Annotated in this window: 27 protein-coding genes; 10 read left to right on the top strand and 17 right to left on the bottom strand. The window is 54.2% G+C overall.

Annotation, left to right across the window (positions count from 1 at the left end):
- Positions 1–25: 25 nt before the first annotated feature.
- From EVJ32_RS00190 to cspD, 10 genes are all read right to left on the bottom strand, one after another.
- Positions 26–1,429, bottom strand: coding sequence for a S41 family peptidase (locus EVJ32_RS00190; RefSeq protein ID WP_131455806.1), 1,404 nt, complete (start codon positions 1,427–1,429; stop codon positions 26–28).
- A 98-nt stretch (positions 1,430–1,527) separates the two neighbouring features.
- Positions 1,528–2,880, bottom strand: a complete 1,353-nt coding sequence (locus EVJ32_RS00185; protein ID WP_131455804.1) for a murein hydrolase activator EnvC family protein — start codon at positions 2,878–2,880, stop codon at positions 1,528–1,530.
- Between the two features lie 25 nt (positions 2,881–2,905).
- On the bottom strand, positions 2,906–3,808 hold the full coding sequence (gene ftsX, locus EVJ32_RS00180) for a permease-like cell division protein FtsX (protein ID WP_131455802.1): 903 nt from the start codon (positions 3,806–3,808) through the stop codon (positions 2,906–2,908).
- Entirely contained in the window at positions 3,798–4,484 is a 687-nt protein-coding gene (gene ftsE, locus EVJ32_RS00175) for a cell division ATP-binding protein FtsE (RefSeq protein WP_131455800.1), read from the bottom strand. The genes ftsX and ftsE overlap by 11 nt, the downstream gene beginning before the upstream one ends.
- A gap of 515 nt (positions 4,485–4,999) precedes the next feature.
- Positions 5,000–5,332 carry a cytochrome c551 gene (cccB, locus tag EVJ32_RS00170; protein ID WP_131455798.1) on the bottom strand — a complete coding sequence of 111 codons (333 nt, stop codon included), beginning with the start codon at positions 5,330–5,332 and terminating at the stop codon, positions 5,000–5,002.
- 107 nt (positions 5,333–5,439) lie between these two features.
- On the bottom strand, positions 5,440–6,297 hold the full coding sequence (locus EVJ32_RS00165) for a YitT family protein (RefSeq protein WP_071397984.1): 858 nt from the start codon (positions 6,295–6,297) through the stop codon (positions 5,440–5,442).
- Between the two features lie 61 nt (positions 6,298–6,358).
- A complete protein-coding gene (gene prfB, locus EVJ32_RS00160; RefSeq protein ID WP_131455796.1) occupies positions 6,359–7,459 on the bottom strand; it encodes a peptide chain release factor 2 in 1,101 nt (366 codons plus the stop codon).
- 53 nt (positions 7,460–7,512) lie between these two features.
- Entirely contained in the window at positions 7,513–10,035 is a 2,523-nt protein-coding gene (gene secA, locus EVJ32_RS00155) for a preprotein translocase subunit SecA (RefSeq protein ID WP_131455794.1), read from the bottom strand.
- 141 nt (positions 10,036–10,176) lie between these two features.
- A complete protein-coding gene (hpf, locus tag EVJ32_RS00150; protein WP_016508657.1) occupies positions 10,177–10,737 on the bottom strand; it encodes a ribosome hibernation-promoting factor, HPF/YfiA family in 561 nt (186 codons plus the stop codon).
- 325 nt (positions 10,738–11,062) lie between these two features.
- A complete protein-coding gene (gene cspD / locus EVJ32_RS00145; RefSeq protein WP_035386012.1) occupies positions 11,063–11,260 on the bottom strand; it encodes a cold-shock protein CspD in 198 nt (65 codons plus the stop codon).
- Between the two features lie 272 nt (positions 11,261–11,532).
- Here cspD and EVJ32_RS00140 point away from each other — a divergent pair, with 272 nt between their 5' ends.
- The 9 genes from EVJ32_RS00140 (at position 11,533) to EVJ32_RS00100 (ending at position 17,786) form a co-directional block, all read left to right on the top strand.
- Positions 11,533–12,027 (top strand): competence protein ComK, encoded by a 495-nt coding sequence (locus tag EVJ32_RS00140; RefSeq protein WP_070328670.1) that lies wholly within the window; start codon positions 11,533–11,535, stop codon positions 12,025–12,027.
- A gap of 92 nt (positions 12,028–12,119) precedes the next feature.
- Positions 12,120–13,835, top strand: a complete 1,716-nt coding sequence (locus EVJ32_RS00135; protein ID WP_236639456.1) for a hypothetical protein — start codon at positions 12,120–12,122, stop codon at positions 13,833–13,835.
- A 9-nt stretch (positions 13,836–13,844) separates the two neighbouring features.
- Complete coding sequence (locus tag EVJ32_RS00130) at positions 13,845–14,135, top strand: EscU/YscU/HrcU family type III secretion system export apparatus switch protein (RefSeq protein WP_071397988.1); 291 nt, start codon at positions 13,845–13,847, stop codon at positions 14,133–14,135.
- Entirely contained in the window at positions 14,132–14,512 is a 381-nt protein-coding gene (locus EVJ32_RS00125; RefSeq protein WP_131455790.1) for a flagellar export chaperone FliS, read from the top strand. The genes EVJ32_RS00130 and EVJ32_RS00125 overlap by 4 nt, the downstream gene beginning before the upstream one ends.
- Positions 14,496–15,320, top strand: a complete 825-nt coding sequence (locus tag EVJ32_RS00120) for a flagellin N-terminal helical domain-containing protein (protein ID WP_131455788.1) — start codon at positions 14,496–14,498, stop codon at positions 15,318–15,320. Before EVJ32_RS00125 ends, EVJ32_RS00120 begins: the two co-directional genes overlap by 17 nt.
- A 22-nt stretch (positions 15,321–15,342) precedes the next feature.
- Positions 15,343–15,786 (top strand): YaaR family protein, encoded by a 444-nt coding sequence (locus EVJ32_RS00115; RefSeq protein ID WP_016508634.1) that lies wholly within the window; start codon positions 15,343–15,345, stop codon positions 15,784–15,786.
- 8 nt (positions 15,787–15,794) lie between these two features.
- Positions 15,795–16,460, top strand: coding sequence for a DUF2225 domain-containing protein (locus tag EVJ32_RS00110; RefSeq protein WP_131455786.1), 666 nt, complete (start codon positions 15,795–15,797; stop codon positions 16,458–16,460).
- Between the two features lie 281 nt (positions 16,461–16,741).
- Positions 16,742–17,239 (top strand): DUF1572 family protein, encoded by a 498-nt coding sequence (locus EVJ32_RS00105; RefSeq protein WP_131455784.1) that lies wholly within the window; start codon positions 16,742–16,744, stop codon positions 17,237–17,239.
- Position 17,240: 1 nt separating this feature from the next.
- A complete protein-coding gene (locus EVJ32_RS00100) occupies positions 17,241–17,786 on the top strand; it encodes a DUF998 domain-containing protein (protein WP_131455782.1) in 546 nt (181 codons plus the stop codon).
- 290 nt (positions 17,787–18,076) lie between these two features.
- Here the strand turns inward: EVJ32_RS00100 and EVJ32_RS00095 are convergent, their stop codons facing one another.
- Positions 18,077–18,718 (bottom strand): DUF4352 domain-containing protein, encoded by a 642-nt coding sequence (locus tag EVJ32_RS00095; RefSeq protein ID WP_131455780.1) that lies wholly within the window; start codon positions 18,716–18,718, stop codon positions 18,077–18,079.
- A 152-nt stretch (positions 18,719–18,870) separates the two neighbouring features.
- Positions 18,871–19,056, bottom strand: coding sequence for a hypothetical protein (locus EVJ32_RS00090; protein ID WP_016508670.1), 186 nt, complete (start codon positions 19,054–19,056; stop codon positions 18,871–18,873).
- Positions 19,057–19,204: 148 nt separating this feature from the next.
- Here EVJ32_RS00090 and EVJ32_RS00085 point away from each other — a divergent pair, with 148 nt between their 5' ends.
- Positions 19,205–19,588, top strand: coding sequence for a DUF3021 family protein (locus tag EVJ32_RS00085; RefSeq protein WP_131455777.1), 384 nt, complete (start codon positions 19,205–19,207; stop codon positions 19,586–19,588).
- Positions 19,589–19,622: 34 nt separating this feature from the next.
- Here the strand turns inward: EVJ32_RS00085 and EVJ32_RS00080 are convergent, their stop codons facing one another.
- Genes EVJ32_RS00080 through EVJ32_RS00060 form a run of 5 tightly spaced genes read right to left on the bottom strand, consistent with a single transcriptional unit; the run spans position 19,623 to position 22,707 of the window.
- Positions 19,623–19,976, bottom strand: coding sequence for a flagellar protein FliT (locus tag EVJ32_RS00080; protein WP_070328660.1), 354 nt, complete (start codon positions 19,974–19,976; stop codon positions 19,623–19,625).
- The gene (gene fliS / locus EVJ32_RS00075; protein ID WP_114165847.1) at positions 19,973–20,347 is read right to left on the bottom strand and encodes a flagellar export chaperone FliS; all 375 of its coding nucleotides are present in this window, start codon (positions 20,345–20,347) and stop codon (positions 19,973–19,975) included. Before fliS ends, EVJ32_RS00080 begins: the two co-directional genes overlap by 4 nt.
- Before the next feature lie 14 nt (positions 20,348–20,361).
- Positions 20,362–22,056 (bottom strand): flagellar filament capping protein FliD, encoded by a 1,695-nt coding sequence (gene fliD / locus EVJ32_RS00070; protein WP_131455775.1) that lies wholly within the window; start codon positions 22,054–22,056, stop codon positions 20,362–20,364.
- Positions 22,057–22,068: 12 nt separating this feature from the next.
- Entirely contained in the window at positions 22,069–22,425 is a 357-nt protein-coding gene (locus EVJ32_RS00065) for a flagellar protein FlaG (RefSeq protein ID WP_131455773.1), read from the bottom strand.
- A 54-nt stretch (positions 22,426–22,479) separates the two neighbouring features.
- Entirely contained in the window at positions 22,480–22,707 is a 228-nt protein-coding gene (locus tag EVJ32_RS00060) for a hypothetical protein (protein ID WP_131455771.1), read from the bottom strand.
- Positions 22,708–22,797 lie beyond the last annotated feature (90 nt).

The following is a 22,797-nucleotide window of genomic DNA, read 5'->3' as shown; positions in this document are numbered from 1 at the left end:
ACTTGTCCAATCCTTTCCCTAATCCTTATTTTGCGGCTTCTTCAAGTGCCCGGTTCAACTGGGCATCGTTCGCCTCGTCTTGGATGACTTCAAGCAACCGTGACTCGAGCGCGGACGCTGTCGCTTCATTGACGACCCCGTCCTCCGCCAAGTTGTTGTCGGCTTGGAAGTCCGAGACCGCCTGTGCCATCGTGTCACCAAAGTAACCCGGCTGACCGCCCGGCGCGTAACCGATCCCGGTCAACACCGTATGCAGGTTCGACACCGTCTCGCCGTAGTCCCCGACTTCGAGCGCATCCTCTTCCGCGAGGATGCGGTTGACCCCGAAGTAATCCGGTTGATCGACCTCAACGTCAGGCTCGATACCCGTCTCGTTGATCCAGTTGCCGTCCGGTGTGAGCCATTTGCTCGTCGTCAGCTTCAAGTTGCTGCCGTCTTCCAAGTCGAACGCCGTCTGGACGACGCCTTTCCCGAACGTCGCATTGCCGATAATCGTCGCACCGGCGCCTTCTTTGAGCGCACCGGCCAAAATCTCGGACGCCGAGGCCGAGCCTTCGTTCGTCAAGACGAACAAATTGTACGGCTTCGCCTCACGGGCGCGTCCGTTTTGGGATTGACGTTCGCCGTCGGCGTTCTCGATCTGAACGACCGGCTTGTCCGTCGGGACGAACCCTTCGGTCATCGCGATGACGGCCGGCAAGAGACCACCCGGGTTACCGCGGACGTCGATGATCAAGCTATCGATATTCTCTGCTTCGAGCGTCTCGAGCTGCTCTAAAAACTCATCGGCCGTCGGCTCTGAGAACTGGGTCACTTCGAGATAGCCAATCTTTTTGCCGTCCTGCTCTTTCACTTCCGAGTAAACCGTCTCGATCGGGATCGTATCCCGTGTGATCTCGTAGTCGGCCTCTTGCCCGCCGCGACGGATCGTCAGCGTGACAACAGTTCCTTTTTCGCCACGGATGAGCTGGACCGCCTCTTCGACGGCCATCCCTTCGATCGATTCGCCGTCGACCGCGGTGATGATATCCCCTGGGCGAAGACCTGCCGCCTCGGCTGGTGCGCCTTTGATTGGAGCGACAATCAAGATGTCTTCTCCTTTCTTCTCCAAAGTCGCGCCGATTCCTTCAAAGCTCGACTCGATCGAGTCGGTGAACTGTGACGTTTCTTCCGCGTCGAGGAAGTCCGAGTACGGGTCATCGAGCGCTGCCGTCATACCGTCAAGGGCACCGGTCAACAAGTCTTCTTCCGAGATGTCCTTTAGCGAGTGCGTCTCGATCAAGCTGCGGACTTGTTCGACCTTGTCCCAACCTTCTGCTTTCGGTTGGATCGGTAACCTCGTATCGGTGAACGCCATCGTCGCCAGGCCTGCACCAGCCCCTGCCACGAACGTCGCGCCGGCGAGTAGTCCTGCGGTTGTGTTTTTCACGGGTAAGTCCCTCATTTCTTTTTGTCGGTCTTTCATCCAGTATAGCAAAAACTTCAGAAAAACGGACGCGTTCCACATATTTGGGACGCGTCCGTCTGTCAGTAGCCGATATAAGGGCCCGGGTCGACCGCATTTGGTTGCCCGGGTGCCCACTCCCCACGGTGGAGCTCGAAGTGGAGATGCGGTCCCGTCGACCAGCCCGTGTTGCCGAGCGTACCGACCGTCTGGCCCGCCCCGATCGACTGACCGGCCGCTACCGTGATCGAATCTAAATGACCGTAGACGGTCGTCCAGACTTGCCCGCTCACGACGTGCGAGACGAAGACGACGTTGCCGTAACCGGTCGCTTCAGCCGCCTTGATGACGATACCTGGGGCGGCCGAGACGATCGGTGTGCCGGTCGCGTTGACGATATCGATGCCGCGGTGCGATTCCGGCGCCCCGGTCAGCGGGTTCTCCCGCGGTCCGAATCGGCTCGACACGTAACCCGACACCGGGCGCAAGAACGTACTGACCGGAGCCGTGACGGTTTTCGGTTCCGCTGCTGGCGGTGCCTGTGGTGTCACGGTTTCTTGATTCGCTTCGGCTCGTTCGGTGGCTTCGGCTCGTGCCGCTGCTTCGGCCCGTGCTCGCGCTTCTGCGGCGGCTTTTGCCTCGGCCTCTTGTTTCGCGCGAGCCTCGGCTTCCGCTTGTTCCCGTTCAGCCGTCGCGATCGCGTCGAGCTGACTGGCGATGATGCGGCGCTGTTCGTTCATGAGCGCCTGTTCTTCGCCACGGGTCATCCGTTCGAGCTCGAGCAGTTCGACCTGCTCGTTTAGTTCCGAGAGAAGCACATGTTTCTCTGCGGCCGCTTGATCGAGCGCTTGTTTCGTGACGACGAGCTCGCGCTCTTTTTGTTTGACGAACGACAGCTGTGTCCGTTGCGTCGCCTCGAGCGTCTCGAGGCGCTCGACTTCATGCATATAGCTATGTATGAGGTCCCGGTCTTGCTCCGCGATCGTCTGTGCGGTCATGAGCCGCGTCACGAAATCCCCGAACGAGCGGGATTCGAACACGACTTGGAGATAAGACCGGTCCTCGTGTATTTGAAGCACACGAAGACGCTCACTAAGGAGCGCCTTCTGGCCTTCAAGATACTGCCCTTGGGCAGCGAGTTGTTGGCGGGTCGCCTCGAGCTCTGAGCGCGCCGCGTCCGCTTCGACTTGCTGGACGGCGATCTGTTCACTTAAGCCCTCGAGACGTTCATTGACGGCACGAACCTCGGTTGAGACCGCGTCGCGCTGTGCCTCGGTGACTTCGAGCTCGGCGTCCGTCTCGACTTGCGCTTTTTTAGACTGCTCCAATTGATTGGATAGACGATCTTGTCGTTCTTTCAACGTCTCTTTCTCCGTCGCCATGACCGGCGCGGCGAGTAGCGTCAAACTTAATCCAAGCGCAAGCGAACGTTTCATCCGCCAATTCCTCCTCATATTTAAACTAGACTTTTAAGAATCGACCGAGCGATGTCGTCGATCCCCAGATCCCGATGAACGCACCGAGCGCAAGCAAGACGAGCGAGACTTGCGTCGTGAGTACCGATGGATCGATCAATTTAAATATATCACTATTCAGTTGATCTAGCGATGGTTGTAAAGCACCATATGCGACGTCATAGCCGAAATAAATGACCGCGATCGGGATGAGCGCGCCGAGCACACCGAGCAGAAGTCCCTCGATGAAGAATGGCCAGCGGATAAAGCTGTTTTTCGCTCCGACGAGACGCATGATCTCGATTTCGCGACGGCGTGAGAAGATCGTCATCTTGATCGTGTTCGAGATGAGGAACATCGCCATGAGCGTGAGTCCGACGATCAACACGAGTCCACCGATGCGGATCCCGTTGAAGAAGGCGAACATCTTATCGATATAGTCCTGACCGTACGTGACCTTATCGACGTTTTCGAGTGACTGGACCGCGTCGGCGACCGTCTCCGTGTTAAGCGGGTCTGATGCTTTGACGATGTAGCGGTCATGGAGCGGGTTGTCTTTCTCGACCGTTCCGTACGCGTTGGCGTCTTCCCCGAGCTGGTTGCGGAAGTTTTCGAGTTCCTCCTCTTTCGAGCTGAACGTCACCGAGGCGACGCCCGGGATCTGTTCTAAGTTCTCGCCTAGCTTCTCGACGTTCGCTTCCTCCGCTGTCCGTGTGACGAACACTTGGATCTCGACGTCGTTCTCGACGTTCTCTGAGATCTCGTTGACATTGAACATGACGAGGGCGAAGACGCCGACGAGTAACAAGGTGATGGTGACGGCACTGATGGCCGCAAACGACATCCAACCGTTGCGAAGCGTCCCTTTGAACCCTTCGCGTAAATGGCGTAGCCCACTTTTAAATATCATAGCCATATGCTCCTTTCTCTTCATCGCGGACGACTTTGCCATTTTCGATCGCGATGACGCGATGACGGATCTTATCGACGATATCACGGTTATGTGTCGCCATGACGATCGTCGCCCCGCGGCGATGGATCTCTTGGAATACTTCCATGATGCCCCATGCCGTATCCGGGTCTAAGTTGCCGGTCGGCTCGTCGGCGATGATGAGCTTCGGCTTGTTGACGATGGCGCGGGCGATCGAGACACGTTGCTGTTCGCCACCCGACAGTTCGTCCGGATAGTTACGTGCCTTATGTTTAAGTCCGACTAAGTTCAAGACGTCCATGACTTGCTTACGCATCGTACCTGTGTCGGCCTGAACGACTTCGAGGGCGAACGCGACGTTCTCATACACCGTCAATGAAGGGAGCAGCTTATAATCTTGGAAGATGACGCCGAGCTGGCGGCGTAGTTTCGGGACGTGACGGTTTTTTAATTTCCCGACGTCGATCCCATCGATCAACAGTTGACCGTTCGACGGCTTCTCCTCCCGATAAATCATTTTCATGAACGTCGATTTCCCGGCGCCGGATGGTCCGACGACGTATAAAAATTCGCCGTCTTCGATCTTCAAATCGAGGTCGTCGACTGCGACGACACCGTTTGGATATACTTTACTAACTTTTTGCATCGAGATCATAACGTATTCCCTACCCTTTTTATAAATTTTTCATGCATCTATGACGAGTGTATAGTTGTTTAGTAAGTGAATATTTTCGCCTAGCCTCAGTTCTACACGATAACTAGTGATTCTGTCAAGGCACCGTCCAAGTTTCTTAACGGGTCAAGATTCATCAGATTCAGTAGTAGGAGCGCCTACAATTATAACAACCAGAATTTTAAATAACCATTACAGGATTGTTTCAGTTCGATTGAGTTCGGTGGGAAATTGTTGGATTGAACGTCCGTTTCACGTTGCAGTCACATTTGGTGAAACGCACATTCAAATAGGCACTCGCCGGGGCGAGTGCCTATGTTCAATCGTTCCGTTTATCGGTCGGACGTTTTTTCAACGCGTCGAACAACATCGCAAAATACCACATGCCAACGTTCGTCGTCATGGCGCCGACAGCAACAGGACGAACGCACCGATGAACGGCGACCAATCCAAACCACGGAATGCAAAAAACCACGGTTATCCCGTGGTCTTGATCCTTATTTCTTGTCGGCGAGCCAGGCCGCGACCGCTGTGATCTCTTCGTCGTCCTCGATCACGTTCGCAGGCATCGTGCCTTGTCCGTTTCGAATAATGTTCTCGATATCTTCAGCTGAGAGGCGTGCACCGACGTCCGTCAATGCCGGACCGCTCATGCCTTCCAAGTTCGCGCCGTGACAGGCTGCACAGTTTTGGGCGTATACCGCTTCCGCGTCGACCGAAGCCGTGTTCGAGCCCGTATCCCCATTGCTTGTCGTTTCTTCTTCATCGCCGCCGCACGCACCGAGCGTGAGCATGGCGCCGAGGCCGATGGCCATCATCCACTTCTTCATATAGGGTTCCCCTCCTAAGTTGTAGAAATTGCCTACATTATCCATTATAACCGTTTTGACAAGGCCTTTAACCTAATCTCACGAAAAGTACACAAAGATTCCACATCTCACGGGACGTTGCTATACCGTTTATCTGAGGTGAAACCTTGGCCCATCACCTCGTGCGCCTCGCTGAAGATGAGGAACGCGTCGGGGTCGATGCGGCGGATCAGGTCTCTCAACCGGCTCACCTCGTTCTGACGGACGACGACGAGGAGCATCGGCCGGTCGAGACGCGAATAGGCGCCGATCGCCTGGATCTCGGTCGCGCCCCGGTCGAGCTCGTCGAAGACGGCGCGCGTGATGACGTCACGCTTGTCCGAGATGACATACGCCATCTTGTCTTGCGTGAAGCCGAGCTGGACGAAGTCGATCATCTTGATCGTGATGTACAAGGCGATCAGCGCGTACAGTCCCGTCGTGAACGAGAACGTGACGGCCGCGACGACCACGACGGTCCCGTCGAGGATGGCGATACAGAGATAGAGCGGGATGTGGGTGAACTTATGTAGGATCTGGGCGAGTAAGTCCATCCCGCCGGTCGAGGCCCGGCCGCGGAAGATGAGTCCGAGGCCGATCCCGACACCGACGCCGCCGAACACGGCCGCGAGCAGCGTATCGTCGACCGCCGCGCCCGCACCGATCGCTTCATAAAACAAGATCACACCTGGTAAGAAGATCGAGCCGACGAGCGATTTGACGCCGAAGCCGAGCCCGAGGATCATCCAGCCGACGAGGAGGAGCAACACGTTCGAGACGAGCTGGAACGCCCCCGGCGAGATGCCGAACAGCTCGTACGTGATGATCGAGATCCCACTGACGCCGCCCGAGGCGATGTTGTTCGGGAACAGGAACAGACTGAACGCCGAGGCGACGAACACGGAACCGGTCAATAAGTAAATATAGTCTTTGACGATTTGCTTCATTAAAGAAATTCTCCTCTACATACAACGTGGCCCAAAGACGGACGTCTTTGAGCCACATGCATCACATATTTGTCTTACGGAGGTAAGCGTCGATGAAGCCCATGATGTCTCCATCCATGACGCCGCTCGTGTTCCCGACTTCATAACTCGTGCGGTGGTCTTTGACCATCGCATACGGGTGGAAGACGTATGAACGGATCTGGCTGCCCCAGCCGATGTCTGTCTTCTCACCGCGGATCTCGTCGAGCTTGCGTTGCTGCTCATCGAGTTCGCGCTGGTACAGTTTCGCCTTGAGCATCTTCATCGCCGCTTCACGGTTCTTGATCTGCGAACGCTCGGCCTGACATGCGACGACGACACCCGTCGGCACGTGCGTGATCCGGACGGCCGAGTCGGTCGTGTTGATGTGCTGACCGCCGGCGCCCGAGGCGCGGTACGTGTCGATGCGGAGGTCTTCGGTTCTGATATCGATTTCGATATCGTCATCGAATTCCGGCATGACGTCGCACGAGACGAACGACGTGTGGCGGCGGCCTGACGAGTCGAATGGCGAGATCCGGACCAAGCGGTGGATCCCTTTCTCCGCTTTCAAGTAGCCGTAGGCGTTATGCCCGACGATGCGGAGCGTGACCGACTTGACGCCGGCCTCCTCGCCCGCGAGGTAGTCGACCGTCTCGACTTTCCAACCTTGTTTGTCCGCGAAACGCTGATACATGCGGAGGAGCATCGAGGCCCAGTCTTGCGACTCGGTACCGCCCGCACCCGGGTGCAGCTCGAGGATGGCGTTGTTCGTGTCATACGGTCCGTTCAAGAGGATCTCGAGTTCGAACGCGTCGAAGTCGGCCTTGAGCGCCATGACCATCTCTGAAAGATCACCTTGCATCTCGGCGTCCGGTTCTTCCTTGATGAGTTCGAGCGTAACTTCGCCGTCCTCGTGACCGTCCGCGAGCTCTTGATACTTGTCGACCATCGCTTTGAGCGCGTTCGACTCGTCGATGACTTTTTGTGCCTTCTCTTGGCTGTCCCAGAAGTCCGGGTACGTCATCTCGTTCTCGAGCTCGGCGATGCGCGCCTGTTTCTCTGATAAGTTAAGCGATTGTCTGTAATTTTCGAGGCGTTTTGCCATCGCCTCGAGTTCGTTCCGAATATCTGAAATTTCCATAGTGAGATTCACCTTTCCGTAGGAAAGAGGCGAGCAGGCTCGCCTCTTTAAAATTAAGCTTGTTGTTTGCCGTGACAGTTTTTAAACTTCTTGCCTGAACCACACCAGCACGGGTCGTTGCGCCCGAGGCGTTGGTCTTCTGAACGGCGGACCGGTTTTTTCTTCACCGGTGCGTCGTCCTTGCCAGACACCGCCACTTCCTCCTCGACGACTTTCTCGCGTCGGAGGTTGTCGCCGACCTCGGCACGGAGCACGAAGCCGGTCACTTCTTCCGAGATGGCCGCGTTCATCGCGTCAAACATGCTGACGCCTTCCGCCTGATACTCACGGAGCGGGTCGTTCTGTCCGTAAGCACGCAAGTGGATACCTTGACGAAGCTGGTCCATATGGTCGATGTGCGCCATCCAGTGCGAATCGACGGCACGGAGCACGATGATCTTCTCGAACTCGTTGAACCGTTCCGGCGGTGCGAGTTGACGTTTCGCCTCATATTGGGCGTTCGTCCGCTCAAGCAACAGCTCAGTGATCTCCTCGCGTTCTTTGCCGTAGAAGTCTTTCCCGGCGACCGCGTTCTCGAGGGCGAGCGTCTGGTTGGCCCAGTGCGCCAGCTCGTCGATGTTCCATTCTTCCGGCACGAGTTCGAGCGGCGTGTATTGCGCGACGCCCATCTCGACCGTCTCACGGATCATCGAGCGGACGATATCGGTGACCGATTCGTTCTCGAGGATGCTGGCCCGGTCTTTATACATGACTTTCCGTTGGTCGGCCATGACGTTGTCGTAACCGAGCAGCTGTTTACGGGCATCATAGTTGTTACCTTCGACACGTTTTTGGGCCGACTCGACCGCTTTCGAGACCATGCGGCTCTCGATCGGTTGCGTGTCGTCCATGCCGAGGCGCTCCATCATGCTCTGGAGGCTGTCGGTCCCGAAGCGGCGCATGAGCTCATCTTCGAGTGACAAGTAGAACTGCGATTTACCCGGGTCGCCTTGACGACCGGCCCGACCGCGGAGCTGGTTGTCGATCCGGCGCGACTCGTGGCGCTCGGTACCGACGATGTAAAGACCGCCGAGCCCGATGACACCTTCGCCGAGCTTGATGTCGGTTCCGCGTCCAGCCATGTTCGTCGCGATTGTGACCGAACCTTTTTGTCCGGCATTCTCGACGATTTCGGCTTCACGGGCGTGGTTTTTCGCGTTCAAGACTTCGTGCTTGATCTTCTTCTTCGTGAGCAGCTTGCTCAAATACTCAGACGTCTCGACGGCGACCGTACCGACGAGGACCGGTTGTCCGGTCGCGTGCGCCGAAGCAATCTCTTCGACGACGGCTTTGAACTTACCTTCCATCGACTTGAAGATGAGGTCAGAACCGTCTTCACGGACGATCGGCTTGTTCGTCGGGATCGTGACGACTTGCATGTTGTAGATGTTACGGAACTCTTCTTCCTCCGTCTTCGCCGTACCGGTCATCCCGGCCAGCTTCTCATACATCCGGAAGTAGTTTTGGTACGTGATCGTCGCGAGCGTCATCGATTCCCGTTGAATCTCGACGCCTTCTTTCGCCTCGATCGCCTGGTGCAGACCTTCCGAGTAGCGGCGTCCGTCCATGACCCGACCTGTGAACTGGTCGATGATCATGACTTGGCCGTCGCGGATCATATAGTCGACGTCATGATGCATGACGGCGTTCGCACGCAATGCGAGCCCGACGTGGTGGTTGACCGAGACGTGCTCGATCGCGAACAAGTTGTCGATGCCGAAGAACTTCTCGGCGAGGTCGACCCCTTTGTCCGTGAGTAACACCGATTTCGTCTTCACGTCGACCGTGTAGTCGTCTTCGAGCTTGAGCGTCCGGACGAACGCGTCGGCACGTGTGTACAATTCGGTCGATTTTTGGGCCGACCCTGAGATGATGAGCGGGGTCCGCGCCTCATCGACGAGGATCGAGTCGACTTCATCGACGATCGTGTAGTAGAGCTCACGCTGAACACGGTCTTCCTTATAAAGGACCATGTTGTCACGCAAGTAGTCGAACCCGAGTTCGTTGTTCGTCGAGTACGTGATGTCACAGTTGTACGCCGCCTGCTTCTCGACGCGGTCCATGTTCGAGACGTTCAGTCCGACCGAGAGGCCGAGCGCGAAGTAGAGCGGTTCCATGAGTTCTTTATCACGTTTCGCCAAATATTCGTTGACCGTCACGACGTGTACGCCACGGCCAGTCAGGGCGTTCAAGTAAACCGGGAGCGTCGCGACGAGCGTCTTCCCTTCACCGGTCTTCATCTCGGCGATGTCGCCGTTATGGAGCACATAGCCCCCGATGAGCTGGACGCGGTAGTGACGCATGCCGAGCACGCGTTCTGACGCCTCGCGACAGACCGCGAACGCTTCCGGAAGGATATCGTCAAGCGTTTCCCCTTTATCCAGACGCTCACGGAATTCGACAGACTTCGCCTGAAGTGCTTCGTCAGACAACGCCTTCGTCGGCTCAGCGAATGACTCGACTAAGTCGGCCGCTTTTTCTGCTTTTTTCAATACTCGTTTCTGTGGAGCAAATAAATCTTTCAAAAAGTTCGCCATACGTTTTATCTCCTCTGCACTCAGTCAAAAATGCATGTTTTTTCCCTAATGTACAGTTTAACCGAAGTGACCCACGCTTTCAAGGAAAGGCAAAACGAAACGGCCCTCCAAGTCGGAGGGCCGTGTGAATTCAAAGTTAGATTATTCAGGTTCGATCAAGCCGTATTTACCGTCTTTCCGACGATAGACGACGTTCGTGTTCCCGGTCTCCGCGTCTGAGAAGACGAAGAAACTGTGACCGAGCATGTCCATTTGAAGGATCGCTTCTTCCGTGTCCATCGGCTTGAGCGTGAACCGCTTCGTCCGCACGAGTTCGAGTTCTGCCTCGTCCTCATCGTACGCAGGAATGTCTTCAGAACCTTCGAGTGATTTGAAATACTCGCCGATCCCGCCTTCTTTGGCGCGTCCTTTACGGTTGAGCTTTGTTTTGTGTTTACGGATTTGACGTTCCAATTTGTCGACGACGAGGTCGATTGCCGCGTACATATCGAGGTTGGTTTCCTCAGCGCGAAGCAATAAGTTCGTCATCGGGATCGTCACTTCTACTTTTTGCTTTTCGTTGTACACTTTCAAGTTGACGTAAGCCGTCTGTGCATCCGTAGGAGTTGTGAAATACCGAGTCAACTTCTCCAGCTTTTTCTCGACATAGTCTTTGATGGCTGGTGTGACTTCAATGTTTTCGCCGCGAATGTTATAAATCATCTGAACTCCTCCTTAAAATAACCGCTTGAACCAATGATTCGTCATTTTGGACCGAATCTCCTGCCTCATTTCTTAAAAAGATCTTAAAAAGAAAGCGGAAGCGGGTGGCTCATATATAGTATACCCCGAATTCAGTTTATTTGAAAACGTTATCATCAGAAAATAATGACAATTTTGTTCCGATGCTCACGCCTGCAATCGAATCGGTTGTATAAAAAGAAGTTACCCGTTATCGCCGTTTTTAAACTCGTTTTCTTAAGAGAAAAATACTATGTAGACAAAACAAAAAACCGACTTCACGAGGAAGCCGGTTCACGGTTTGAAATTATAATTTTACAACGTTAGCCGCTTGTGGGCCGCGTTCGCCATCTACGATTTCAAACTCAACTTCTTGACCTTCGTCAAGAGCTTTGTAGCCGTCAGTTTGGATTGCTGAGAAGTGTACGAAAACGTCTTTGCCGCCTTCTACCTCGATGAAACCAAAACCTTTTTCTGAGTTAAACCATTTTACTTTACCTACCATGTGCAAATCCATTCCTTTCACCATTGAAGAATACAGAGGCTTTCCCTCTAGTAGCTATATTACCACCTTCTCGGTCACTATACAACCATTTTCTGCTATTTTGTAAATGAATCGTCTTTTGGCTTACATTGGAATTATATTTCCCTACTTTTCATATTGGCTTATTGAATTTACATTTTTTGTGATATATCATGGAAGGGATGATTTAGGTTTGTGCTTTTTTGAATATCGGCCGATCCTGAAAATCTAATACGAGGAGGATGGTGCAGCGTATGCGCCCCTACTATTCCGAGGAAAAATATCGCATCACGAAGCGAACCGTGGCGATCCTGCCTTGCTTTGACATGATGAAGCAATCGCGGATCATTCTCGAGGACGGCAGCGAGATCTCGACCCCGCTCCGGCCGTACCAGTTGCTGCAGCTCTCTTGCCGCCAGTACAACAGCTCGATCGAGGAACGGATCTTCGTCGCCAAACGCGTCGCCGGGGTCAAAGGCAAAGTGCCGGTCGTCATCGAACCGACGACGGGACTCGTCTTCTTCCCGACGAAATCACCGAAACGTGAAGATTGCGAATGGTACGCCTGGTCCCACATTCGGGACATCGTGACTGTCGAGGGTGCCCCGAACGGCGTGATCGTCACGAAAGACGGTCACCGCATCCAGACGAACGCGACCGCGTACGTCTTAAAAAACCAGATCAAAGCGACCGGCGAATTGGTCGCCCGGTTCCAACAACTGAACATGAGCCCTGCGCTCGAATCTTGACCTGCCTTCCGTCGTTTGACGGGAGGTTTTTTTATGGGGATTTTGCTTCACTTTTTGAAAAAGAGGTCGATATATTGGTCGAGGTGACAACTATGCAAATCCAAGCGCAACTCGCTACAACCGTAGCCGCGAACGCGGGTGTCCAGATGAACCGCGTCTATAAAGCTGAAATCGTCAAGCAGACCGGTCCTGACACGGCCATCGTCAAGGTCGGCGGCGAACAAGTCGAGGTCACGTTCAAGGACGGGCTACCGAAGACGAACCCGTTCCAACTGACGCTCGTCGAAGAGGACGGGGTGTTGCTCGGGACCGTCGTCGTCAAACCGGAAACGGAGACGGCGGACGCACCGGCGCCAGGGACGAAACCCGAGACGAAAGTCGATACGAAAATCCAAGCGCTGCTCGCATCGCTCCCGCCCGAGGTACGGAGCGCCGTCAGCCGCTTGATCCAATCGGGACGCCTGCCTATGAACGAGGACACGGTCCGCTTGCTCGAGACCGTCTTCAAAGGTGACATGCGCGATGCCGTCTTGTTCTTGCGCACGATGGACGCCCCCGTCGTCAAACCGGACGTCGCCCGTGACATCGCGGTCGCTTCATTAGATGAAGCGAAACGTCAACTGAAGGTACCGGCACCGGACGCACCGTACCCGCAAAAAGAGCGTTACGTCGAACTCGTCAACTTGTCGCGTCCGGCCACAGAACGGGTCACACCGACACCGGAGACGGTCGACCGGCTGATCAAAGAACTCCCGGCCACGCCATCCGCCCGCCCCGAACCGAGGGAAGCCTTGCCACCCGTAGGCGGACGTCAAGTCGTGGTCAAGGAAGTGACGACGCATCTCGCTGCCGTGACGAACACGTTCCGCGCAGAACAGGCGACCGTGACGAAACAGCTCGGACAAGTCGCGGCCCTCGTCGAATCGAAGCCGCATTTGGCCCGCCCTGCCTTAGAGACGGTCGGGACGCGTCTGACGCAGCTCATCCAAAAGACGGACGCCTTGTTACATACCGACGCTCGGCAAGAGAAAGCGCTCGTCGCGATGACGGCGAAGCTCGACGTCGCCTTGTCACTGTTGTCGACGAAGCCTGCCGAGAGTGCCGCCCTCATTAAAGACGTGCGCACCGCGTTGAACGAGTTCCGCTACGTGCCGAACCAGGTCCGCGTCGAATACATCTCGCATGGCGCCACTCGTGCTGGTGAGGTCCACGTGACACCGCTCCGCCTTGACGCCAACCTGTCGGGCCGCCACGTCCAAGAGACGGCGCAGCGCGTCCAGACCGCGTCGCAACAGGCGCAAGCACAAACGTCACAAGCCGTTCAGGCATCGGCCTTGTCGGTTCGTTCGGAAGCGGCATCACCGGAAGCTGCGCGCCTCGCCTCGTTCTTCCAAGTCCAACAGACGATCAACCGGCTCGACGGCGGGCAGCTCCATCAGCTCCTGCTCGCCCTGCCGGCGAAAGTCCAGGAGATCGACACCGGCATCCACGTCCACATCCAAAACCGGGAAACCGGCGACGTCGTCGATTGGGAGAACAGTGTCCTCTACATCCGGCTCGAGACACCTCGCTTAGGCGAGATCGGCGTGAAAGTCGAAGCGCTCGACCGCAACCTCCGGCTCACGCTCGAACATGATGACCCGACGGTCGAACGGATCGCGCGATCGCTGCTCGGCAAGATCGAGACGACGCTCGAAGCGATCGGCTACCGGAGCGTGACGACCCAGTTCCGCCCGCTGACGAAAGCCGAGAAAGTCGAAGTCGAACCAGAGCGCACACAGACGACCGGCTATGACTTTAGAATCTAGGAGGCCCTTATGTATCAACGCATGGATTTGACGAAACGTAAGACGGCCGCCGTCGTCCGTTATGACGAGACGACCGACCGGGCCCCGATCATCGTCGCCCGCGGCACAGGTGCCGTCGCCGACAAGATTTTGGAAGAGGCACGCTCGCGCGGTGTGGCCATCGAGCACGACCATTCGCTCCTCGGCCACCTGCTCGACCTTGACCTCGGGGATGCCATCCCGCCGGAACTATATGACGTCATGGCCGAAGTGTTGCTTTTAATAGAAGAACTTGACTCGATCAAAGGAGAACAATCATGAATTCGAACCGATTATATGAAATGAGCCCGGAGGAGTTGACGCAAGCGATGCTCCACGCGCTCACCTACCATTACGAGACCGCGCTGAGCGCGACGATCGCCGAGCGCAACCGTCATCTGCGCCAAGCGCGCGAACTGCTCGCTAAACTGTACCAAGGACTTCATGACGGCGGCGGCATCATCTCGGCCCAGCTCGAGGAATTGTATTTGTATATGGCGAAAGGCAGCCTCGAGGCGCTGATCGAACAAGACTTAGGTAAAATCGAAGAGCTCCACTCGCTCGCGACCAACTTAGAGATGACGTGGGACGAGGCCATCGAAAAGGCCCGGCTCCAACCCGCACACGTAGGAGGAAACCGTTATGAAAATTACCAATAACATTCAAGCGTTGAAAGCCTATACGTCGCTGTCGCTCAACCAGACGACGATGAAGAAGACGATGGACCGCCTCTCGAGCGGCGTCCGCATCAACAAAGCTTCGGACGACGCGGCCGGGCTCGCCATCTCTGAGAAGATGCGGATGCGGCTCGACTCATTGTCGATGGCCGAGCGCAACACACTCGACGGCATCTCGCTCACGCAGACGCTCGAAGGCGGCATGAACGAGACGCACTCGCTCCTGCAGCGCATGCGCGAACTGTCGGTCCAAGCGGCGAACGGGACGTTGAGCCCAGACGATGCGAAAGCGATCCAAGAAGAGATCAACGCGCTCACAGAAGAAGTGAGCCGTATCGCCGAGACGACCGAGTTCAACTCGAAGAAGATCATGAACGGCGACTATATCGAAGGGAACGAGACACTCTTCTTCCAACTCGGGGCCGGCAGCGGTGAAGGCATCGTCTTGAACGTCGCCGATATGCGCGCGGAAGCGCTCGGCATCGACGGGCTCGACGTCATGACGCAAACCGGTGCGAGCGACGCCATCGCCAAGTTCGATAAAGCCATCAACGACGTCTCCCTCGAACGCTCGAAGCTCGGGGCCATTCAAAACCGTTTAGAAGCGAACGTCGGTGTCGTCACGATCGGTTCAGAGAACTTGACCGCGTCCGAGTCACGCATCCGCGACGCCGACATGGCCCGTGAGATGATGGACTTCGCCCGCCTCAACATCTTGAACCAGTCCGGCATGGCGATGATCGCCCAGTCGAACGCGTTGCCGCAAGGCGTGTTACAATTATTGAACTAACTTACAGAAAGGACGAGGCCTGATGGACATTCGTCGAATTATGGAGACCCAGTCGCTTCACGGCGCGGGCAAAGCCAAGCGTCCTGACGCGGAACCCGGCGTCTCGTTCCAGAACGTGATTGGACAAAAACGGGAAGATCGCGAATACGAGCGCTTCCAGCGCCAAATCGCGGCCATTCACGATCAAGGTGAGCTCCTCGCCGAGAGCCAGACGGTCGAGTCGCTCACCGAATATAAACGATTGATCAAAGACTTTATGAAAGACGCCGTTGACGCGGCGCTCAGCCTCGAAGACAAACGCGGGTTCAACCGCCGGGGCCGAGCCAAGATCTATAAGATCGTCGAGCAGGTCGACCAGAAACTGCTCGCACTGACGGACCAGGTCATCTCAGGGGAAGCGTCACGTCTGTCGCTCCTCGACCAAGTCGGTGAGATCCGCGGACTTCTCGTCAACGTGTACGTGTGAGGTGACGTATGGCTGAACATTTGTTTTCGAAAAAAGTGAAATGCCCGTACTGTTTAAAGGAAAGCGTGACACCACGCATCTTGTCGCGCCACATCCGGCCGCAAGAAGTCGCGAAGGACGGCTATACGACGTATGACGGCGAGAACCCGTACTTGTATGAGCCAGCCGTCTGTAGCCATTGCCACCTCGTCTTCCATGACTCGTTCGATAAAGTCCGCAAAAACAACCGTGAGGCGCTCGAGACGAACTATTTGTCCCGGATCAACCCGGAGACTCTCCAAGGTGACCGCACGCCCGAGCACGTCATCCAACTGTACAAGTTCGCCGTCATGACGGCGCAGCTGAGCGGACAGAAGCCGTCCGTCGTCGCCATGCTCGGGATGCGTCTCGTCTGGATGAACCGCTTGATCGGGAACGGGGCGGCCGAGAAGGAATGGATGCAGCGGACGCTCGACAAGTACAACGAGGTACAGGAAGTGTATACCGACCAGATCCGGACCGGACTGCCGTACGACCAGCTCATGTTGCGGATCGCCGACTTGTCGGCCGCACTCGGTCTGTACGAGGACGCCCGGCGCTGGTACGGAATCTTGCTCGGCAGCAAGGAAGTATCAGAACGGATCCGGACGCAAGCGAAGGATCATTGGGAAGACTTTCGGGCCGAGCACGCCTAAAAGGGAAAGCCGCGGCTTTCCCTTTTCGCATACAAAAAAACCGCGCTCATCCACTCACGGACAAACGCGATCGACCCTCTTAACGGATGAACCCCCAAACCGAAAGGAGATACGCGCGATCTGACTCGCGACAAAACCTAAACAGGGCATCCAAGAACCGATCACGCGGTGGCGTCTTGCACGATTCTACTCCATTATAAATCGCATTTCGTTATTTTACTATTGTTTTTACCGAAGATTTTTCGGGGTATTGTTTATATGAATGAAAAGGAGGACGTCACATGTTTGAACAACGTTACCTAACCGAAGTACGAAGCATCTTCCAAGAACAGAAACAGCTCGCAGAAAGCGCGCTCAATCAAGTGAGCGACGACGACTTGCATCGCGTGCTCGCACCGGACACGCTCTCGCTCGCCGTCATCGTGCAACATATCTCGAATAATATGTTATCACGTTGGACCGACTTCTTGACGACGGACGGGGAGAAACCGGACCGAAACCGCGACGCCGAGTTCGAGGATCAACAGTTGTCCCGCACCGAGCTGATGGCAACGTGGGACGAGCGTTGGCAACTGCTTGATGACGTCTTGGCGAGCCTCACACCGGACGACATCGGCAAGACCGTGTTCATCCGTGGCGAGGAGAAGAGCGTCATCTGGGCGATCGAGAAGCAAGTCTCCCACTACAGCTATCACGTCGGCCAGATCGTCTACTTGGCGAAGATATTCGCCGGAGAGACCTGGAGCGTGTTGACGATTCCGCTCCCGCATCAACGCTGACATGGCGGCACGACTCGTCTTTCTCACCTTTCTCGTCGTATCGACCGTGCTCCCGTTGTTCAGTTTTGACGGCTACTCGCTCGTCAGCAATACGACGAGCCACCTCGGTGCCCAATCCTCTCCGCATGCTTGGGTCATGAACGTCACCTTCATCGCTCTCGGGGTCATGGCGGTGCTCGTCACGGTCACCACACGCGTCCGCTATCACCAAGTGTTCGGGGCGTTGTTTGGGGCCAGCCTGTTGTTGACCGGCATCTTTCATCACGCGCCGTTGATGGACGGCGTCCCGGTCGATCTGTTTCATGACCAGATGCATTCCGTCTTCGCGAATGCGACCGGTTTTACGTTCACACTCCTCGCGGCGGGGCACGGGTTCATGAGTCACGGCCGGCAACGCGTCGCCGGCTTTCTGTTGGCCGCCATCGCCGTCATCATCCCACTTTGCATGTGGCTGGTACCGGACTACATGGGGCTACTGCAGCGGACTATGTTCATCAGTGCGTTTTGGTGGTTATTCTTTTATATGAAACCGGACGTCCGAAGATGAGGCTACGCTTCACGTCGCTCGGGTTTGGTGAACAACCCAAAAAGAAGGAATCCGCTCGCTGCAAGCAGTCGCTATCGACGTTTGTAGCGGGTTTTTCAATAGTGTGAAAGTCAAAAAACCCAACACCGTGACCGTCATCATCAGGAAGACGCCCTCCTTCGCATAGGCAAGCAGACAGCCGGCACACTTCTTTATAAAAACGGTCCACATCTTACTCACGGCCATTCCCGTGAACGCAATCTTTTTATGAATACGAAAAGCGTACCGAGTCAATGCTCGGCACGCCATGCTCATTTCGTCACATCAATCGTGTATTCATAGCGGTCCTCTGCAAGTTGCGCATAGTCCGCATCGAATGGTCCATCGACGACAAGTTTCAATTCGGTCAACTCTTCCGGCAACGCCTTGACGAAGAAGAGCACGTTCCCTTCCTTCTTCACTTTACCGAGGAACTCGCCGCCGACGTCATCCGAGAACCACATGTCGGCCGTCACTTGTTCTCCTGTGTTCGTGACGAGCGTCGCTTGGTTCGGGTGGAAACTGACCGTATCATCGACCGTGTTTTCAACGATGGCATTGACGGCGACGACCGTCACCTCGTCTTGGCCGTCGAACGAATCACGGTATGCTTCTGCGACTTGGAGCCGTGACGTCTGCACTTTATCGATGGTAAACGTCAGTGAAGCAATCGTCTCTTGAATGTCGAGCGCTTTGTTCTTCATGTAGATCGTGTTCGTCCCGAGCTCACTGTCTTGCACTTCAGCCTCATCTTTCGTTTCCATTTCTTCTTGTACAGCGGATTCTTTCGCCTCTTCTGCTACCGCGACTTCTTCCGTATCGGTTGCCGTCGTTTTCAATTCGTCCGCCTCCCCACAGCCGACGAGTAACGCGAGTGGCAAGGCAAATAGGAATCCGTATCGTTTCATGTTCATTCAAAATCTCTCCTTTTAAGTTGACGAGTTGTGGTTGATACAACGAGCATAACGGATTCATCCGCCTGACCTTGGCAATAAAAAGTAACAGGTCCATACCCCATCACAATAAAAAACAAGGCTCGCGATTGAGCCTTGTTTGGTCTTGACATCTATCCTCGAGCTTTTAAGTCTTCCTCTTCATACGGGTCAGGATTCTCCTCGATCGGCGCATCGTCCTCGACGTACGCCTCGAGTTTCGGGTCCCGTTCCACGTATTCATCGTACGCCCCTTCTGGACCGTAGACGAAGTAACGACGATCTTTCGATGACTTAGGCTTTACCTTTTTCTCACTCATCTCGTTTCCCTCCTCTTTCCAGAACAGAAGCAACGGGTATAGTGGTATTTACCCGATATTACAATAAAACAGACATGAACGCATCCTCGTCATTCGTTGAAACGTTTATGCGACTTTTTCCGTATAAATAAGCGAAGGGGCTGGACGTATGTTATTCGAAACAGGATTGATTCGAGGCAGTGTACTGCTTGCAGGCTTTCCCACCCTTGCCCTATGGCAGAACTTGGACGGCGACGACAGCGCGGCTCGTAGTTTTCTGTTTTATGGAGTGATCGCCTTTTTCCTCGGACTGACGAGCATCATTTACCAAATCCACGATTGGCGCTTCTCGAAACAGATTCTCGCCCATTATGGCGCGATGCATGTGACCGTATTACCGACTGCCTTGTTGAGCGGCTTCTATCCGTTGAACTCACTTCAAGACTTACTTCACGTCTACATACAGTTTAATTTGACAGGGCTCTTCTTATTTGCCACGACATTTTTTATCTCAAAATTTTTAAGGAATCGAAAACCTATCAAAACAGACTGAACACAAAACGAGCCTGGGGCATCCCCAAGCTCGTTTATGTCTGCTGGTCGAATAGTCCAGAAAAGTTTGAATCGACGTCCTCGTACGGGTCGACGTACGACTTGACCGTCTTCCGCTCTTGCCGCGTCGTCCCGAGCGTCATTCCGAGCCGTTGATGCTCAGCTTCGATCAAGCGGGCGATCTTTTGACTGTCGTCGACGAGCTGACGGATGACCGTCTGATCGGCCGCTTCTAAGTCAGGGCCATGCGCCGACAGCAGCTGTTCGCGGTCGTCAAGCAGTTCATGGATCTGGTCCATCCATGTGTCGTACGTCGGCTCTTCTGGCACTTGCGCGAGCAGATCTTTTAGCCGTTGCGTCTTGAGAATGATCTCATCGATCGGTCTCATCCTTGTTTCGCGAGTTTCATCGCTTCCTTCCACGTATCGCGGAGTTCGGTCGTGAAGTCGAGCACTTCGTCGAGGATCGTCGTGTCGTTCTTGACGTTCGCGTCGACGAGACGGCGCCACAAGTATTCGTAGAGCGAGTCCAAGTTCGCCGAGATGGCGATGTCTTTATTGAGCGTCAGACGAAGCTCTTGGAAGATTGCTTGCGTCTTTTGGATGTTCGTGTTCTTCAAGTCGGGATTGCCTTGCTCGAGCGCGAGTTTAGCGAGACGCGTGAACTTGAGCGCCCCGTCGTACAGCATGAGCGTGAGTTCCTGTGGGTTCGCAGTCGTGACCGCATTGTTTTGATATGCTGCGTATGGGTTGGCTACCATTTAAATTCCTCCTCTTACATGCCTCCGCCTAGAAACTGTTGCAACGATGCTGCTTGTGAGTTCGCTTGGTTCATCGCTGTCTCCATCGCTGCGAAGCGACGATAGTAGGCGTTTTCTTTACTAATGAGTAAGTCGTTCAATCGTTCGATGCGTGTATCGATGGCTGTCATCTCTCGGCCCATTGAGTATGTTGGGGCTCCGGCACCATCGACTCCAGCAATACGAGTGATGATCGCTCGTGAATTCACAGCAGCGTCACGAATTTGTGGAAGTAGTCCGTTCGTTTCGTTTGTGAATAGTTGGTAGACTTGCTCCGGGTCTTTCTCAATCGCGGCTTTGAGTTTCTCTTCGTTCAGCTCAATCTTCCCGCCGTTCGTGAAGTCGGAACCGGTCGAGAGACCGATTTGGAACAGTTGCTTCATCGCATCATCATTCGATGAAGACGACGTACTAGACCATTTACTCCGCATTGTGTCCATCGCACCACGAACAATCGTATCGCCACGCAGCATCCCACTCATCGCTTTTTCTTCCCATTTCTTGATTTCGTCTTCAGACAGTTCATCACGTTGCGCTTTTGTCAGCGGCGCAAACGAGCGAAACTTATCTTCACGAACCTTCTTGTTCATCAAGTCGATTGTTTCATTATATTTATCGACGAACCCTTTAATGTTGTCGAAGATTTTTTGTGTGTCGGTTGCAGCAGAGAGTGTGACGGCACCATCCGTTGACGCAAAAGTCGATTTCAATGTGAGCGTCATATTATCGATGGTGGCAGTGTTTGAAGCTCGTTCTACATCAATTCCGTTCACTTTGAACTGAGCGTTTTGACCAATCGGGTTCGTCGTCCCTACCGAGAAAGCTGTTTTAAAACTTGAATCGAAGTCAATCGTGGCATTCGCACCAGTCTCTTTCGTTGAAAGTGAAATTTTACCGGTCGACGATTCGAAGAATGCCGATAATCCCGTATCTCTCTCATTCAATTTACTCATCAATTCTTGTACCGTTGCATTCGCGCTCAACTCAATCTTCTTGTAGGTACCGGTCATCGATGATTTGTATTGCACCTCAAAACCGGTGCCAGAGATATATTCAGCAGCAACTCCTTTGGGGATAACCCCACCTGGATACATTGTCGTATTCGTAGCCGTTAATTTACCAGTTGTCGCATCATAATTAAAATCAGCTTTATTCAATGCAGTTCCTGTAGCATCTCTAAATGTCATTGCCGCCAAGTCCATATCTTTCGGAAGAGACAATTCCGTTCCAGCCGTCTCTTGAATGACGCGTTTTTGGCCGGCGACAAATCCGTTCATATCTGAGAGCTTTGTCGTACTTGTCAATGTGGCACCATTTTTGTCAGTTGCGCTTAAAATCGTCGTCGCTGACGTTGCGAGTTGCGTCACCGAGTCTACGCGAAGCGCACTGTTCCCGCTAGAAGGTCCTGCAGTCACACTGATTTTCGATACATCTGAAGAACTTGACGTCTTCGCATAGAAGTTACGACTGAACGTAAGGTCAACCGCACTGTTACGTAGTGTCATCAGCGAACGGTTGATTTCGCGATACGCATCACGTTTCCATTCGGTCGTTTGTTTCTTTTGCTCAAGCTTGTCGACCGGTACCCGTTCAACTTGCATCAATTGCTTAATGATTGTATCGGTATCAATTCCACTGGCGAGTCCGCCAAATCGGATTGGTGATGTCATAGTTAGCCTCCTTTAAACACGTTCATCGAACAGTTGATTGAACTCCATGAACGCTGCGAAGAAGTCGAGTGACTTCTTGCTTGGAATCTCGCGGATGACTTCGTTGTTCGTATCCACGATTTGAATATAGTAGTCGTTCAATTTCTCGTGTTTCATAAACTTTAAGCCGGTACGCTGTTGTTCTAATACAATGTTAGCCTTCTCGACGGCCGCCTCTAACTTCGTGACGTGTTGAGGCGTCGGAAGAATGACGATGCCTTCGTCGGCAAGGCGAGCATGGTTCGCTTCGACGAACACGTTTTTCGTTTGCTCATACGGCAGTACAGAAGAAGGTAGGTGAAGCCGGACTTCAGAGATGGTCGGGTTCATAAGCTTCTGCTCCTCTTATAATTGTTCTCATAGACTTTATCGGTTCATTCGCCATCAGTTTGTAGTGATTTGCTGAAATGGTTCCTGCTTTTCACGTTCTAAATAGGCCAGGTGTGCTTGTAGTTCCTGAAATTGCTCATTCAATTGTAATCGCCTCTTATCCGCACATTGTGTCGCCTCAATCGCGATTGAACGCATCGTCCGCAAGACGTCCTCAACTTCCCTCAATCGTTTTTGTTCAATCTGGATTGCATGTAGTTGTATCTGTAATTCGTTAATCATCTGTACACCTGCTCTCAGTGTATATATCGACTTGTCAATCAAAAAGTTGATTCAAGCTAGTCAATTATTGAAACCGGTCCGCTATTCAAA

Origin of the sequence: Exiguobacterium sp. SH5S4 (assembly GCF_004337045.1) — a bacterium.
Taxonomy (GTDB): Bacteria; Bacillota; Bacilli; order Exiguobacteriales; family Exiguobacteriaceae; genus Exiguobacterium; species Exiguobacterium aurantiacum_A.
The sequence above is the reverse complement of the archived record's forward strand: the minus strand, read 5'-3'. Positions and strand labels throughout refer to the sequence as shown.

What these genes read in the sequence shown, in the direction of transcription:
- cccB (WP_131455798.1), bottom strand. Translation starts at nt 5,332, where the DNA reads ATGAAGAAGTGGATGATGGCCATCGGCCTCGGCGCCATGCTCACGCTC.
- EVJ32_RS00110 (WP_131455786.1), top strand. Translation starts at nt 15,795, where the DNA reads ATGGCTGAACATTTGTTTTCGAAAAAAGTGAAATGCCCGTACTGTTTA.
- EVJ32_RS00100 (WP_131455782.1), top strand. Translation starts at nt 17,241, where the DNA reads ATGGCGGCACGACTCGTCTTTCTCACCTTTCTCGTCGTATCGACCGTG.
- cspD (WP_035386012.1), bottom strand. Translation starts at nt 11,260, where the DNA reads ATGGTAGGTAAAGTAAAATGGTTTAACTCAGAAAAAGGTTTTGGTTTC.
- ftsE (WP_131455800.1), bottom strand. Translation starts at nt 4,484, where the DNA reads ATGATCTCGATGCAAAAAGTTAGTAAAGTATATCCAAACGGTGTCGTC.
- EVJ32_RS00105 (WP_131455784.1), top strand. Translation starts at nt 16,742, where the DNA reads ATGTTTGAACAACGTTACCTAACCGAAGTACGAAGCATCTTCCAAGAA.
- EVJ32_RS00120 (WP_131455788.1), top strand. Translation starts at nt 14,496, where the DNA reads ATGAAAATTACCAATAACATTCAAGCGTTGAAAGCCTATACGTCGCTG.
- EVJ32_RS00185 (WP_131455804.1), bottom strand. Translation starts at nt 2,880, where the DNA reads ATGAAACGTTCGCTTGCGCTTGGATTAAGTTTGACGCTACTCGCCGCG.
- secA (WP_131455794.1), bottom strand. Translation starts at nt 10,035, where the DNA reads ATGGCGAACTTTTTGAAAGATTTATTTGCTCCACAGAAACGAGTATTG.
- EVJ32_RS00085 (WP_131455777.1), top strand. Translation starts at nt 19,205, where the DNA reads ATGTTATTCGAAACAGGATTGATTCGAGGCAGTGTACTGCTTGCAGGC.
- ftsX (WP_131455802.1), bottom strand. Translation starts at nt 3,808, where the DNA reads ATGATATTTAAAAGTGGGCTACGCCATTTACGCGAAGGGTTCAAAGGG.
- EVJ32_RS00135 (WP_236639456.1), top strand. Translation starts at nt 12,120, where the DNA reads ATGCAAATCCAAGCGCAACTCGCTACAACCGTAGCCGCGAACGCGGGT.
- EVJ32_RS00080 (WP_070328660.1), bottom strand. Translation starts at nt 19,976, where the DNA reads ATGAGACCGATCGATGAGATCATTCTCAAGACGCAACGGCTAAAAGAT.
- EVJ32_RS00140 (WP_070328670.1), top strand. Translation starts at nt 11,533, where the DNA reads ATGCGCCCCTACTATTCCGAGGAAAAATATCGCATCACGAAGCGAACC.
- EVJ32_RS00060 (WP_131455771.1), bottom strand. Translation starts at nt 22,707, where the DNA reads ATGATTAACGAATTACAGATACAACTACATGCAATCCAGATTGAACAA.
- hpf (WP_016508657.1), bottom strand. Translation starts at nt 10,737, where the DNA reads ATGATTTATAACATTCGCGGCGAAAACATTGAAGTCACACCAGCCATC.
- EVJ32_RS00065 (WP_131455773.1), bottom strand. Translation starts at nt 22,425, where the DNA reads ATGAACCCGACCATCTCTGAAGTCCGGCTTCACCTACCTTCTTCTGTA.
- EVJ32_RS00165 (WP_071397984.1), bottom strand. Translation starts at nt 6,297, where the DNA reads ATGAAGCAAATCGTCAAAGACTATATTTACTTATTGACCGGTTCCGTG.
- fliD (WP_131455775.1), bottom strand. Translation starts at nt 22,056, where the DNA reads ATGACATCACCAATCCGATTTGGCGGACTCGCCAGTGGAATTGATACC.
- prfB (WP_131455796.1), bottom strand. Translation starts at nt 7,459, where the DNA reads ATGGAAATTTCAGATATTCGGAACGAACTCGAGGCGATGGCAAAACGC.
- fliS (WP_114165847.1), bottom strand. Translation starts at nt 20,347, where the DNA reads ATGGTAGCCAACCCATACGCAGCATATCAAAACAATGCGGTCACGACT.
- EVJ32_RS00130 (WP_071397988.1), top strand. Translation starts at nt 13,845, where the DNA reads ATGTATCAACGCATGGATTTGACGAAACGTAAGACGGCCGCCGTCGTC.
- EVJ32_RS00095 (WP_131455780.1), bottom strand. Translation starts at nt 18,718, where the DNA reads ATGAACATGAAACGATACGGATTCCTATTTGCCTTGCCACTCGCGTTA.
- EVJ32_RS00125 (WP_131455790.1), top strand. Translation starts at nt 14,132, where the DNA reads ATGAATTCGAACCGATTATATGAAATGAGCCCGGAGGAGTTGACGCAA.
- EVJ32_RS00090 (WP_016508670.1), bottom strand. Translation starts at nt 19,056, where the DNA reads ATGAGTGAGAAAAAGGTAAAGCCTAAGTCATCGAAAGATCGTCGTTAC.
- EVJ32_RS00115 (WP_016508634.1), top strand. Translation starts at nt 15,343, where the DNA reads ATGGACATTCGTCGAATTATGGAGACCCAGTCGCTTCACGGCGCGGGC.